Genomic DNA, 13,091 nt, shown 5'->3' on the forward strand with positions numbered 1-13,091 from the left:
CCTATCCCGCGGCCCCGGCGTAAAACGGTGTGGGTCCGGGTCCCGCTGCGGGGACAATGGGCCGGTGCGTTACGCGATCCTCGGAACCGCCCAGGCCATTCACGACGACGGGACCCCCGTGGCCGTCGGCGGAGCGCGCCTTCGGGCGCTCCTGACGGCGCTCGCGCTGCGGCCGGGGCGGGTGGTGCCGGCCCGGATGCTCGTCGCCGAGGTGTGGGACACCGACCCGCCGGCCGACGCGGTGGCGGCCCTGCAGGCGCTGGTCGCCCGGCTGCGGCGGGCGCTCGGGCACGCGGCCGTGCGGTCCGCGGAGGGCGGCTACGAGCTGGCCGCCGCGCGGGAGGACATCGACCTGTACCGCTTCGAGCGGCTGGTCCGGGCCGGGGGCGCGGCCCCCGACCCGGCCGAGGCGGCGGCCCGGTACGACGAGGCCCTCGCCCTGTGGCGCGGCCCCGCCCTCGCCGACCTGCCGGACCCGGGCGCGGAGGCCGCGCGCTGGGAGGCCGTACGGTCGGACGCGCGCCGGGGCCGGCTCGCCGCGGCCCTGGCGCTGGGCGAGGCGGAGCGGTCCCTGCCGGAGCTGACCGCGCTGTGCGCTCAGCACCCGCTGGACGAGCCGCTGCACACCCTGCGCATCCGGGCCCTGCGCGACGCGGGCCGCCCGGCGGAGGCGCTGGCCGCCTACGACGGCGTCCGCCGGGAGCTGGCCGACCGGCTGGGCACGGACCCGGGCCCGGAGCTGCGCGCCCTGCACAGCGAACTACTGGCCTCGGACCCCGAGCCGCCCCGCACGGCCGCCGCACCCGCGCCCGCTCCGGCGCCCTCTCACGCTCCGGCGCCCGCCCCCGCACCCGTGTCCGCGGGCAACCTGCGCGCCCGCCTGACCACCTTCGTCGGGCGCGAGGACGACATCCGCACCATCGGCGACGATCTCGCGCGGGCCCGCCTCGTCACGCTGCTCGGGCCCGGCGGCGCAGGCAAGACGCGGCTGTCCCAGGAGGCCGCCGAGGCCCAGCACGAGAGCGCCTGGCCCGACGGGGTGTGGCTCGTCGAACTCGCTCCCATCGACGGGCCCGGCGACCCCGAGGACGTCGCCGAAGCCACCCTCGCCGCCCTCGGCGCCCGCGAGACCAAGCTGCGCGGCGCCGCCGCCGAGGAACTGCGGGCCTTCACCGAGCGCGCCGGGGACGACCCCCTCGACCGGCTCGCCGAGCACTGCGCCCGGCGCCGGCTCCTGCTGCTGCTCGACAACTGCGAGCACGTCATCGGCGCTGCCGCCGCCCTCGCCGAGCGCCTGCTCACGCACTGCCCCGGCGTACGGATCCTGGCCACCAGCCGCGAACCCCTCGGCGTCCCGGGGGAGTCCCTGCGCCCGGTGGAACCACTGCCCGACCCCATCGCGCTGCGGCTGCTCGGCGACCGCGGGGCCGCGGCCCGGGCCGGCTTCAGCGTCGACGAGGACCCGGCCGCGGCCGCCGAGATCTGCCGCCGTCTCGACGGGCTGCCGCTCGCGATCGAGCTGGCCGCGGCCCGGCTGAGGCTGCTCACCCCGCGGCAGATCGCGGACCGCCTGGACGACCGGTTCCGGCTGCTGACCAGTGGCAGCCGTACGGTCCTGCCGCGCCAGCAGACCCTGCGCGCCGTCGTCGACTGGTCCTGGGACCTGCTCGACGAGCCCGAACGGACGGTCCTGCGCCGGCTGTCCGTCTTCGCCGGCGGCTGCGACCTGGCCGCAGCCGAGGCCGTCTGCGCCGACCCCCGCGACCCGGCCCCGTACGACGCCGCCGACATCCTCGGCTCCCTCGTCGACAAGTCCCTCGTCGTGGCCACCCCCGGCCCCGACGGCCGCGGCATGCGCTACCGCCTGCTGGAAACCGTCGCCGAGTACGCCGCCGAACGCCTCGCCGAGGCCGCCGGCGACCGCGAGACCACCGAGCACCGCCACCTCGTCCACTACCGCGAACTGGCCCGCGCCACCGAGCCGGTGCTGCGCGGCCACGGCCAGCGGGCGGCCACCGACCGGCTCGCCACCGAGTACGAGAACCTGCGTACCGCGCTGCGCCGGGCCATTGCCGTCCGCGACACCGACGAAGTGCTGTGCCTGGTCCACTCGCTGGGCTGGTACTGGCACATGCACGACCTGCGCTCCGAGTCCCGGCACTGGTCCGAGGCCGCCGCCGCGCTCGGCCCGAACCCCTTCGAGGCGCCCTGCGCCCCCGCCGAGCCCGTCTACGAACGGCTCGTCGACACGCCCCCGCCCTACTCCGAGGAAATGCGCATCGAGGGCTGGCGCGCGCTCAACCTGGTCCTGCTGGCCTCCCGCGACCAGACCAACGAGACCTGGAACACCCCCTCGGTCCGCGCCCTGATCGACGGGGTCCTCGCCACCTACCGGCCCGGACTCCCGCAGACCTGCCGGACCCCCGCCTCCCTGTGGATCTACGCCGTCATGATCGCCGGCGACCCCGGACTGCTCCAGGAGGTCGTCAACGCGACCGTCGCGACCGCCCGCGAGCTCGGCTACCGCTGGGAGCTGGCCTCCGGCCTCCAGTTGCGCGCCAACATCCTCGCCAACCGGGCCGACTGGGCCGGGGACGCCTCGCGCGACGCCGACGAGAGTCTGGTGCTGTTCCGCGAGCTGGGCGATGCCTGGGGCTGCGCCGAGGCGCTGTCCGCCCGCGCCGAGGCCCGGGAGAAGCGCGGAGAGTACGCGCTCGCCGCCCGCGACTACCGCGAGGCGATCGCGTACGCCGAACGTCTCGGGGCCATGGCGCAGGTGACCGTGCTGCGGGTACGGATGGCCGGGACGCTGACCGAGGCCGGCCGGATCGAGGAGGCCGAGGAGATCCTCACCGAGATCACCGCCAGGGTGCAGCGGTACGGCAACGAGGCCATGCCCGCCGCCCGGATGTTCCTCGCGGGCATCTTCGGCCGCACGGGACGGATCGCCGAGGCCCGCGAGCAGCTGCAACTCCTGCGGGACGAGTTCGCCTTCGGCGCGTTCGCCATCTTCGACGGCTTCCTGCTCGGCACGATGGCCTGGCTGGACAACCGGCAGGGGCGTCACGAGGAGGCCCTCGTCCGGGTGCGCCAGGCACTGGAGACCGCCACGGACCCGATGGCGCGGATGGTGGCCCCGCAGATGCCGGCGGTCTACCTGATGACCGGGGCCCTCTCCCTGGTCTCGCTCGGCGGTCCGCGCCGGGAGTACGACGCCGCCCGGCTGCTGGGCGCCTACCACGCGCAGCTGCCGCCCGCGCACTTCCCCGTGACGACGGAACGGGAGGACTTCGCCCTCGCGCAGGAGCTGACCCGGGCCGCGCTGGGCGACGCCGCCTACGAGAAGGCGTACGCCGAAGGCGGTGGCCTCTCCCTGGAGGAGGCCACCGCCCTCATCTGACCCGGCCCCCGGCCGGTGTCCGTCCGGGACGCGATCCGGAACGGATCGGTCCGCGGGTCAGGTCTTCTGGCGGAACTTGCGCACCGCGAGCGGCATGGTGACCGCCGTGATGGCCAGCGACCAGCCCAGGGTCATCCACACCGAGTCGCCGACCGGCATCCCGTTGATCAGGGCGCGGGCCGCGTCGGCCAGGTTGGACAGCGGGTTGTAGTCCGTGAAGGACTGCAGCCAGCCCGGCATCGTGGTCGGCGGGGCGAAGATCGAGCTGCCGAACTGCAGCGGCATCAGGACCATCATCGCCATGCCCTGGACCGCCTGCGGGGTCTTCAGGGTGAGACCGAGCAGGACGAAGATCCACATCAGCGAAGCGCCGAAGACGGCCGACAGCCCGATGGCGAGGAACAGGCCCACCACCGGACCCTTGATCGACAGGCCGAGCAGGAAGCCCACGGCGAGCAGGATGGCGATGGCGACCATCATCCGGCCGAGCTCAACGGCGATCTTGGCGATGAGTACCGACGACCGGGCGATGGGCATGGACCGGAACCGGTCCATGACGCCCTTCTTGAAGTCGTCGTTGACCCCGGTGCCGACGCCCATGGCGATGTTCATGCCCATCATGGCCATGAGGCCCGGGACCACGTAGTTGACGTACTCCGCCTGGTTCCCCTTGCCGGAGATCGCGCCGCCGAAGACGAACACGAACAGCAGCGTGAAGATGATCGGCATGAACACGACGTCGAACATCGACTCGGGATCCTGCTTGATCTGCAGGGCGTTGCGGCGCACCAGGGCGCCGATGTGCCGCAGGTTGCCCCGCAGGCCGATCCGTCCCTCTCCGTGCGCGGCGGCCACCGAGGCCGGACCGGGCGCGGTGGGAGCGGGCTTCGTCGTGGTTACGGTGCTCATGCCGCGACCTCCTCGGTCTTCTCGGTGGGAACGGAGTCCTCGACCGGGGTGGGCTTCTGGCCGGTGATGGCCAGGAACACCTCGTCGAGGCTGGGCAGGTAGGTGCCGAGGTCGGCGATCGCGTACCCGCGGGCGGCCAGCAGGCCGACGACGGCCGTCAGCTGCTCGTCGCTCAGGATCGGGACGAGCAGCACGCCCTCGTCCGGTACGGCCTGGCTGCCGGCGACGCCGTCCAGTCCGGCCTCGGCCAGCGAGCGGGCCATGCCCGGCAGGTCGGAGGCGGTCGCCGGGCGGATCTTCAGGGTGCGGCCGCCGACGCGCGCCTTCAGCTCGTCGACCTTGCCGTTGGCGATGACCTTGCCGCGGTCGATGACCGTCAGCTCGCTGGCGAGCTGCTCGGCCTCCTCCATGTACTGCGTGGTGAGCAGCACGGTGGCGCCCTCGGCGACCAGGCGCTGGACCTCGTCCCACACCTCGTTGCGGGTGCGGGGGTCGAGACCGGTGGTCGGCTCGTCCAGGTAGAGCACGGCCGGGTTGCCGATCAGGGAGGCGGCGAGGTCGAGCCGGCGGCGCATACCGCCGGAGTAGTTCATGACGGCCTTCTTGGCCGCCTCGGTCAGGGAGAACCGCTCCAGCATCTCGTCCGCGCGGCGGCGGGCGTCCTTGCGGGAGAGATCGAGCAGCCGCCCGATCATGTAGAGGTTCTCCCAGCCGGAGAGCTTCTCGTCCACCGAGGCGTACTGGCCGGTGAGGCCGATGGTGCGGCGCAGCTGCCGCGGCTGGCGGACCACGTCGTAGCCCGCGACGGTCGCGGTGCCGGAGTCCGGGACGATCAGGGTGGAGAGGCAGCGGACCAGCGTCGTCTTGCCGGCGCCGTTGGGGCCGAGGACCCCGAGGACCGTGCCCTCCCGGACATCCAGGTCGACACCGTCGAGGGCCTTGGTCTCGCCGTAGTGCTTGACCAGGCCCCGTACCTCCACGGCGTTGGGCTTGTTGTTGTTTCGCGTCATGGCCCCATAGGAGCAGCCGCCACTGACAAAGCACCGACAGCCGACCGACAAACGTACGACAGACATACGACAGCCCGCCGACACACGGTCGGCGGGCTGTCGGAGCGATCATGCGCGCGATCAGTGGAAGGCGTGCTCCGCCTGCGGGAACGTGCCGCCGACCACGTCCTCGGCGAAGGCCCTCGCCGCGCCGGTCATGGTCTCGCGGAGCTGCGCGTACTGCTTGACGAACTTCGGCATCTTCCCGCCGGTCAGGCCCATCATGTCGGTCCACACCAGCACCTGCGCGTCGCACTCCGCGCCCGCGCCGATGCCGACGGTCGGGATGTGCAGGGACCGGGTGACCTCGGCGGCCAGCTCGGCCGGAACGAGCTCCAGCACCACCGCGAACGCGCCCGCGTCCTGCGCCGCCTTCGCGTCGCGCAGCAGCTGGTGCGCGGCCTCGTCGCCGCGGCCCTGGACCCGGTAGCCCATGGCGTTGACGGACTGCGGGGTCAGGCCCAGGTGGGACATGACGGGGATGCCGGACTGCACGATCAGCTCGGTCTGGGCCAGCGAGCGCTCGCCGCCCTCCAGCTTCACCGCGCCGACCCCGGCCTCCTTGACGAGGCGGGTGGCGCTGCGCAGGGCCTGCACGGCGCCTTCCTGGTACGAGCCGAACGGCATGTCGCCGATGACCAGCGCACGGCTCGTGCCGCGTACGACGGCCGCCGAGAGCATGGTCATCTGGTCCATCGTCACCGGGACGGTGGAGTCGTAGCCGAGGTGACAGTTGCCCATGGAGTCCCCGACGAGGATGACCGGGATACCGGCCTCGTCGAAGACGGACGCGGTCATCGCGTCGTATGCGGTGAGCATGGGCCACTTCTCGCCGCGTTCCTTGGCGAGGGTCAGGTCGCGGACGGTGATGCGCCGGGTGCCCGTGCCTCCGTACAGGGTGGGGGAGGCCGCGGGTGCGGGTTCGCGGGCAGGCGAAACGGCAGGCGTCATTGCAACTGCTCCTTGTGTCATCTCGAGGCGCCCTTACGGCGTCCCCGGACTCACCCCCCATGGTGACATCCGGGTGGCCGCAGGCGGAAGTGGTCCGCGGTGCGAGCCCGGCCACGGGCTCCAATGTGCGCGTTTCGTGACAAGCGGAACCCCCTGCGTACGGCCGTTCGTCCTCCCGGACGTACGACCGTGACCGGCGGTCGTGACGTACGGCACGGAAGGCTCCGGTTCATCGCCTAGGGTCAAGGGGCGGGGACGGAGCGCGAGCACGGCAGTGAGGGCAGTGGTATGGCACAGGCGTACATGACGGAGTCGGGGAACGGCGGCTCGGAGCCCGAGCCCTCCGGAACCCGCCTCCGGCGCCGGCTGACCGCACTGCGCAAGGATCCGGGGATCTGGCGGCGCGGACTGGTCCTCGCCGGGATCGCCGCCCTGATCGCGCTCGTCATGATCTTCCACGCGGACCTGCCCAACGACGTGGGCAACCTCGGCAGCCTCACCGAGACCTTCCTGCCCTGGCTGGGTCTGGCCGTCCCGCTGCTGCTGGCCGGGGCCGTCTACCGCAGGTCGGCCACCGCGATCGTCGCGACGCTGCTGACGGCCGCGGTCTGGGCGAACCTCTTCGGCGGCCTGGTCACCGACAAGTCCGGCTCCGGCGGCAACCTGATGGTGGCCACCCACAATGTCGACGCCGACAACCCCGACCCGCGCGGCACCGCCGAGTCCGTCGCCCGCTCCGGCGCCGACGTCCTGGCCCTGACCGAGCTCAAGGGCAGCGCCGTCCCCGTCTACGAGAAGGCCCTCGCGGCCACGTACAAGTACCACTCGGTCGAGGGCACGGTCGGCCTGTGGAGCAAGTACCCGCTGCACGCCGGCGCGCCCGTCGACATCCGGATGGGCTGGACCCGGGCCATGCGCGCCACCGTCACCACCCCGCACGGCGAGGTCGCCGCCTTCGTCGCGCACCTGCCCTCGGTCCGGGTCAAGATGAACGCCGGCTTCACCGCCAACCAGCGCGACGACAGCGCCGACGCGCTGGGCGCCGCGCTCGCCGCCGAACCGTTGAAGAAGGTCATCCTGCTCGGCGACCTCAACGGCACCATGAACGACCGCGCCCTGTCCGAGGTGACCTCGCAGATGCGCTCCACCCAGGGCGCGGCGGGCGACGGCTTCGGCTTCAGCTGGCCTGCGCAGTTCCCGATGGCCCGCATCGACCAGATCATGGTCCGCGGGATCAAGCCGGAGGCCTCCTGGACCCTGCCCCGGACCGGCAGCGACCACCTGCCCGTCGCTGCCCGGGTCACCGTCAGGTCCTGACGGCCGGAGCGGGCTACGCCCGCTCGCGCCAGCCGTTCGTGATGGGCAGCCGGCGGTCCTTGCCGAAGCCCTTCGCGGAGATCTTCGTACCCGGCGGGTACTGGCGCCGCTTGTACTCCGCCGTGTCCACCATCCGCAGCGTCCCGGCCACCAGCTCCGGGTCGAAGCCGGCCGCCACGATCGCGTCCATGCCCTGGTCGCGGTCCACGTACATGGCCAGGATCGCGTCCAGCACCGGGTAGTCCGGCAGCGAGTCCGTGTCCACCTGGCCCGGGCGCAGCTCGGCGCTCGGCGGCTTCACGATCGAGTTCTCCGGGATCGGCGGGATCTCGCCGCGCTCGGCGGCCGCCCGGTTGCGGTACTCCGCCAGGCGGAAGACGTCCGACTTGTACACGTCCTTGATCGGCCCGTACGCACCCACCGAGTCGCCGTACAGGGTGGAGTAGCCGACGGCCAGCTCCGACTTGTTGCCCGGGGCCAGCACGATGTGGCCCTCCTGGTTGGACAGGGCCATCAGCAGGGTGCCGCGCAGCCGGGACTGCAGGTTCTCCTCGGCCAGGCCGGTCAGCCCCAGCGCGCCCATGTAGGCGTCGAACATCGGCTCGACGGAGACGGTCCGGAAGTTCAGACCGGTGCGTTCGGCCAGGTCGGCGGCGTCGCTGCGGGAGTGGTCCGAGGAGTACTTCGAGGGCATCGAGACGCCGTACACGTTCTGCGCGCCGATCGCGTCGCAGGCGACGGCGGCGACGAGCGCGGAGTCGATGCCGCCGGAGAGTCCGATCAGGACGGAGCGGAACCCGTTCTTCCTGACGTACGCGCGCAGGCCCACGACCAGCGCGTCGTAGACCTCCTCGTCGTCGTCGAGCCGGTCGGCGTATCCGCCGGTGACGACCGGGTCGTACGGCTCCACGGGCGCCTCGGAGAGGATCACGCGCTCGATGCGCAGTCCGTCGTCCACCACGCCCTCGGGCGCGTCGGCGCGGGCCGCGGGCAGGTCGAGGTCGACCAGGACGCAGCCTTCGGAGAACTGCGGGGCGCGGGCGATGACCTCCCCGTCGGCGCCGACGACGATCGAGTCGCCGTCGAAGACCAGCTCGTCCTGGCCGCCGATCATCGCCAGGTAGGCGAGGGTGCAGCCGGCCTCCTGGGCCCGCTTGCGGACCAGTTCGAGACGCTGGTCGTCCTTGTTGCGCTCGTACGGGGAGGCGTTCACGGAGATCAGCAGCCCGGCCCCGGCGGAGCGGGTGGCCGGGACCCGGCCGCCCTCCTGCCAGAGGTCCTCGCAGATGGCCAGGGCCACGTCGATGCCGCCCACCCGGATCACCGGCTGGGTGTCGCCCGGCACGAAGTACCGGAACTCGTCGAACACGCCGTAGTTGGGGAGGTGGTGCTTGGCGAAGCGCAGGACGACCCGCCCGCGGTGCAGCACGGCGGCCGCGTTCTCGGGGGAGCCGGCCGGGCGGCCCAGCCGGGGCGTGGCCCGCTCGGTGCGGTCGAGGTAGCCGACGACGACGGGCAGTTCGCCGAGGCCCTCGGCGGCCAGCCGCTCGGCGAGCTCGCGCAGCGCGGTGCGGGAGGCCTCCACGAAGGAGCCGCGCAGGGCGAGGTCCTCGACGGGGTACCCGGTCAGCATCATCTCCGGGAACGCCACCAGATGGGCGCCCTGCTCGGCGGAGTGCCGGGTCCAGTGGACGACCGAGTCGGCGTTGGCGGCGATGTCGCCGACGTGCGAGTCGATCTGATTCAGAGCGAGTCGAAGTTGAGGCACGGGGCCCAGTGTAATCGTCTTTCTGACGCGATGTCCTGGGCCCCGCTTGTTCCCGGCTGTTTTCCGGGTGGTTTCCGGGTGTTTCCGGCGGTGGTGACGCTCCGTCAGCCGATGGGTCCGGCGTACTTGACGTCGTCGAGCATCGTCCCGGCGGAGATGTCCGCGGTGACGCTCTTGGTGCCCTCGGGGACCTCGAAGGCCACGACCCCGCTGGCGGATTCGCCCGGCAGGATGGAACCGCGGATCAGCTTCGGCACGTTGCCCGAGCCGTCGTAGACGGTGTCCGCGGTCATGCCCTTGTCGTCGCGGACGTTGGGCATGGCGTAGATCACCTCGTGCGGGGCGGTCGAGCCGTTGGTGATGGTGACGGTGATCTGGATGGCGTTCTCGACCCGCTCGCGGGCGACGATGCCCTTCGGCTCGTACTTCTTCGGCGCGGAGAGGCTCACCTTCACGCCGTTCGGGTAGGTGAAGGTCTCGCCGAACGGCAGCGCGCTGGTCAGGCCGGGGACCTGGGAGGGCGAGGCGGACTTGGACGGCCAGGGCTCACCGCTGGGTTCGAGCCCCTCCAGGTCGTGTCCCCAGTCCTCGTCCTCGATCTGCCGGTCCAGGCGGTCGGAGGCCCGTTCGACGACCATGGCGGTGAGGAAGAAGCCGCCGACCGAGGCGAGCATGCCGGCCAGGCCGAGAACGGTGCCGACGACGGCCATCGGCTTGTTCGGGGCGCCCTTGTTGGCGCGGACGATACCGCCGGTGCCGAGGCCCACACCGACGATCGCGACCACGGCGCCGGCCCAGAAGAGGAACGGGATGACGGCGAGGAGGAGGCCGAAGCCGCTGACGACGAGGGCGGCGACGGCGAGGCCGTTGCCGGGCGGGGCGGCCTGCGGGTAGGCGCCGTACGGGGCTCCTCCTCCGGCGTAGCCGGGGGCGGGCGCGCTCCACACGTCGGCGGGGGCGCCGGGGGTGCCGAAGCCCGGGGCCGCGGCACCGGGGGCGGGGGCGGGGGTGGGCGAGGGCGGGGCGAAGGGCGACGGGGCCGGGGCCTGCTCCGGGGTGGCCGCGGCGGGGGCCGCGGGTGCCTCGGGGGCCGCTGCGGCCTCGGAGGTCTCGGGAGCCGCGGCGCTGTCGGAGGGCTCGGAGGGCTCGGAGGGCTCGGAGGTCTCGGGGGTTTCGGGGGTCTGCTCCGGGACGACCGGGGCGACCGGGGTCTTCTTCAGCGAGAGCGGCTGCGCGGGCGCCGGTATGGAGTCCGACTCGGGTATCGGTGTGCCCTCCGGCTCGGTCGGCGGACCGGCAGGGGTGCTGGGCGGGTTCGGCGGGGTGCTCATACCGGCGGGGCCGTCCTTCTTTCGCGACAGTCGTGATCACGGCAAGGGTGCCATGCCCATGACCGGGCCCCATCCGAATTCCCGTGCTGCCCCCGGCGCCGGGGGCAGCACGGGAGACGGCCCCTACAGCTGGTAGCCGAGCACCGTCATCATCCCGGACTCCGAGTGGTAGACGTTGTGACAGTGCGCCATCCACAGACCGGGGTTGTCGGCGTCGAAGTCCACCGTCAGCCTGCGGCCCGGCAGGACGATCGCGGTGTCCTTGCGCGCCCCGCCCGGCTGCTCGCCCAGCGCGAAGGTGTGCCCGTGCAGGTGCACCGGGTGCCACATGGGTGTCGCGTTGGCGAAGACGAGCCGGACCCGCTCGCCCGCCTTCACCGGATGCCGCTGATCAGGGGTGTACGGCTTGCCGTCGAAGGCCCAGTTGTAGTTCTGCATGGAGCCGGTCAGCCGGATCTGCACCGTACGGTCCGGATCGCGCGGGGCGAGTGCGGCCGACCCGGCGGCCCTGAGCGCGTCCGCCATCAGCGCGGGCGCGTCCAGCTCCGCCGGCCGGGTCGCGGCCGTGGGCGCCGTCCCCGACCCGGTGCGCAGCACCGCGAGCGCCGAACCCTCCTTGCCCTCGGCCAGCGCGGTGAGCGGGAACACCCCGTCCTTGGCGGTGACCAGGACGTCGTAGCGCTCGCCCATGCCCAGCAGCAACGAGGTGGTCGTGGTCTGCTCGACCGGGTAGCCGTCGGTGTGGGTGACCGTCAGTTCGTGTCCGCCGAGGGCGATGCGGAACGCGGTGTCCCCGCCGGCGTTGATGATGCGCAGCCGGATCCGGTCGCCGGGGCGGGCGGTGAGGACCGACGGGTCGTCCGGCACCCGTCCGTTGATCAGGTAGTGCGCGTAGGCCACGTCGCCCGCGTCCCCGCCGAGGTAGTCGCTGTGGCCGCCCATGGCGACGTAGGAGCGCTTCTTGCTGCCGCCGGGGGAGGGCGCTGCGGCCGAGGGGGTCTGCCCGTGGGCCGCGTGGGCTCCGTCGCTGCCGTTCATGCCCTTGCGGAGCTCGGCGAGGACGGCGTCCGGGGTGGCGCCGTCCACTCCGTCGATCCAGTCGTCCAGGACCACCACCCACTCCTTGTCGTAGGAGAGGGGCTCCTTCGGGTCCTCGATGATGAGCGGGGCGTACAGACCGCGGTCCTGCTGGACTCCGGTGTGCGGGTGGAACCAGTAGGTCCCCGGGTCGGGGACGGCGAACCTGTACGGGAAGGACCCGCCGGGGGCGACGTCCCGCTGGGTCAGCCCCGGGACCCCGTCCATGTCGTTGCGCAGCGCGAGGCCGTGCCAGTGCAGGGAGGTGGCCTCGGGGAGGTTGTTGGCCAGGGTGAGGGCGAGCGTGCCGCCCGCGGTGGCCCGGACCTCCTGGCCCGGGAGCCTGTCCCCGTACGCCCAGGAGCGGACGGTGACCCCGGCGCCGAGGTCCAGCGGGGTGGCGGTGGCGGTCACCTTGACCTCGGTGACGGGTCCGGTGGCCTTGCGGGCGGCTTCGGCGGCCCGCACCTCGGGCCCGGCCGGGTCGACGTACCCCGCAGGCACGTCGGCGGCGGAACCGCCGTGCATCGAGCCGTGGCCGGTGCCGGAGCCGGTCCCGCCGGAGTTGCCGGAAGAGCCGGAGCAGGCGGCGAGCAGCCCGGGGCCGAGGACGGCGGCAGCGGAGGCGCCGAGCACGGCGCGACGTGTGGGAAGAGAGCGCATGGAAGCACCTCATGGGTGTGGTGTTACGGACGCATGGGCACGGTTCGGCGCCGCCCCCGGGCACGCACGGGCATGCACGGGCATACGGGGGCGGACGCCGGGGCCGGGCCTAGATCCGCAGGACCGCCAGCCGGGTGAGGAGCTCGCGCGGGGTGGGCGGGTCCGGGCCACCACCGGACCGGCCCGGAATGCGGGCCGCGCCCCCGAGCGGCGCGGCTGCGCGGGATCCGGACCGGCCGGTGCCGATGAGCAGCACCACGAGCCCCGTGAGCACGGCGAGGCAGACCGACATGGGGTCCATCTCGGTCGCGGGCATCGTGTGCCCCCACGAGGAGACCGTGGGGGCGGGCGCGTCGGCGGCCGGGGCCGCGGTGTGGCGAGTGCCACCGTGCCCGGCCGGGGCAGCCGGCCCCGCCGAGGCAACGGAGTGGGCCGTGGACACGTCCTCCATGGCGTGGGACTCAGTCGGATGGCCCAGGGTGTGCATGGTGACGATGCCCAGCAACAGCGCGGCGAGCAGCAGCAACCGGACTCCCGGGGCGGCTCGCCGAGCACTGCGCGTCATGGAGGGAACCCTACCCGGGGTGGGTATCCGTTCGGAGGACCGACCCCGGGTTTGCTTAGGA

General features: G+C 73.1%; 9 protein-coding genes. 2 read left to right on the forward strand and 7 right to left on the reverse strand.

What is annotated here, in order from left to right:
• The first annotated feature begins 64 nt into the window (after window positions 1–64).
• Window positions 65–3,400 (forward strand): AfsR/SARP family transcriptional regulator, encoded by a 3,336-nt coding sequence (locus tag OG373_RS27195; RefSeq protein ID WP_405440906.1) that lies wholly within the window; start codon window positions 65–67, stop codon window positions 3,398–3,400.
• A 57-nt stretch (window positions 3,401–3,457) separates the two neighbouring features.
• Here the strand turns inward: OG373_RS27195 and OG373_RS27200 are convergent, their stop codons facing one another.
• The 3 genes from OG373_RS27200 to panB form a co-directional block, all read right to left on the reverse strand.
• Window positions 3,458–4,309, reverse strand: a complete 852-nt coding sequence (locus tag OG373_RS27200; protein WP_398667160.1) for an ABC transporter permease — start codon at window positions 4,307–4,309, stop codon at window positions 3,458–3,460.
• Complete coding sequence (locus tag OG373_RS27205; protein WP_405440908.1) at window positions 4,306–5,319, reverse strand: ATP-binding cassette domain-containing protein; 1,014 nt, start codon at window positions 5,317–5,319, stop codon at window positions 4,306–4,308. The genes OG373_RS27200 and OG373_RS27205 overlap by 4 nt, the downstream gene beginning before the upstream one ends.
• Window positions 5,320–5,439: 120 nt before the next feature.
• On the reverse strand, window positions 5,440–6,309 hold the full coding sequence (gene panB, locus OG373_RS27210) for a 3-methyl-2-oxobutanoate hydroxymethyltransferase (protein WP_397728433.1): 870 nt from the start codon (window positions 6,307–6,309) through the stop codon (window positions 5,440–5,442).
• A 288-nt stretch (window positions 6,310–6,597) separates the two neighbouring features.
• On the opposite strand from panB, the gene OG373_RS27215 reads away from it, so the two are divergent.
• Window positions 6,598–7,626 (forward strand): endonuclease/exonuclease/phosphatase family protein, encoded by a 1,029-nt coding sequence (locus OG373_RS27215; protein ID WP_405440910.1) that lies wholly within the window; start codon window positions 6,598–6,600, stop codon window positions 7,624–7,626.
• Between the two features lie 13 nt (window positions 7,627–7,639).
• Here the strand turns inward: OG373_RS27215 and OG373_RS27220 are convergent, their stop codons facing one another.
• The 4 genes from OG373_RS27220 to OG373_RS27235 form a co-directional block, all read right to left on the reverse strand.
• A complete protein-coding gene (locus OG373_RS27220) occupies window positions 7,640–9,394 on the reverse strand; it encodes an NAD+ synthase (RefSeq protein WP_405440912.1) in 1,755 nt (584 codons plus the stop codon).
• 104 nt (window positions 9,395–9,498) lie between these two features.
• The gene (locus tag OG373_RS27225) at window positions 9,499–10,725 is read right to left on the reverse strand and encodes a DUF4190 domain-containing protein (RefSeq protein WP_405440914.1); all 1,227 of its coding nucleotides are present in this window, start codon (window positions 10,723–10,725) and stop codon (window positions 9,499–9,501) included.
• A 123-nt stretch (window positions 10,726–10,848) separates the two neighbouring features.
• Entirely contained in the window at window positions 10,849–12,465 is a 1,617-nt protein-coding gene (locus tag OG373_RS27230) for a multicopper oxidase family protein (RefSeq protein WP_405440915.1), read from the reverse strand.
• Window positions 12,466–12,574: 109 nt separating this feature from the next.
• Window positions 12,575–13,030, reverse strand: a complete 456-nt coding sequence (locus OG373_RS27235; protein WP_405440917.1) for a hypothetical protein — start codon at window positions 13,028–13,030, stop codon at window positions 12,575–12,577.
• Window positions 13,031–13,091 lie beyond the last annotated feature (61 nt).

It is taken from the genome of Streptomyces avidinii, from assembly GCF_045161815.1.
Classification (GTDB): domain Bacteria; phylum Actinomycetota; class Actinomycetes; order Streptomycetales; family Streptomycetaceae; genus Streptomyces; species Streptomyces avidinii.

What these genes read in the sequence shown, in the direction of transcription:
- OG373_RS27200 (WP_398667160.1), bottom strand. Translation starts at nt 4,309, where the DNA reads ATGAGCACCGTAACCACGACGAAGCCCGCTCCCACCGCGCCCGGTCCG.
- OG373_RS27205 (WP_405440908.1), bottom strand. Translation starts at nt 5,319, where the DNA reads ATGACGCGAAACAACAACAAGCCCAACGCCGTGGAGGTACGGGGCCTG.
- panB (WP_397728433.1), bottom strand. Translation starts at nt 6,309, where the DNA reads ATGACGCCTGCCGTTTCGCCTGCCCGCGAACCCGCACCCGCGGCCTCC.
- OG373_RS27215 (WP_405440910.1), top strand. Translation starts at nt 6,598, where the DNA reads ATGGCACAGGCGTACATGACGGAGTCGGGGAACGGCGGCTCGGAGCCC.
- OG373_RS27225 (WP_405440914.1), bottom strand. Translation starts at nt 10,725, where the DNA reads ATGAGCACCCCGCCGAACCCGCCCAGCACCCCTGCCGGTCCGCCGACC.
- OG373_RS27230 (WP_405440915.1), bottom strand. Translation starts at nt 12,465, where the DNA reads ATGCGCTCTCTTCCCACACGTCGCGCCGTGCTCGGCGCCTCCGCTGCC.
- OG373_RS27235 (WP_405440917.1), bottom strand. Translation starts at nt 13,030, where the DNA reads ATGACGCGCAGTGCTCGGCGAGCCGCCCCGGGAGTCCGGTTGCTGCTG.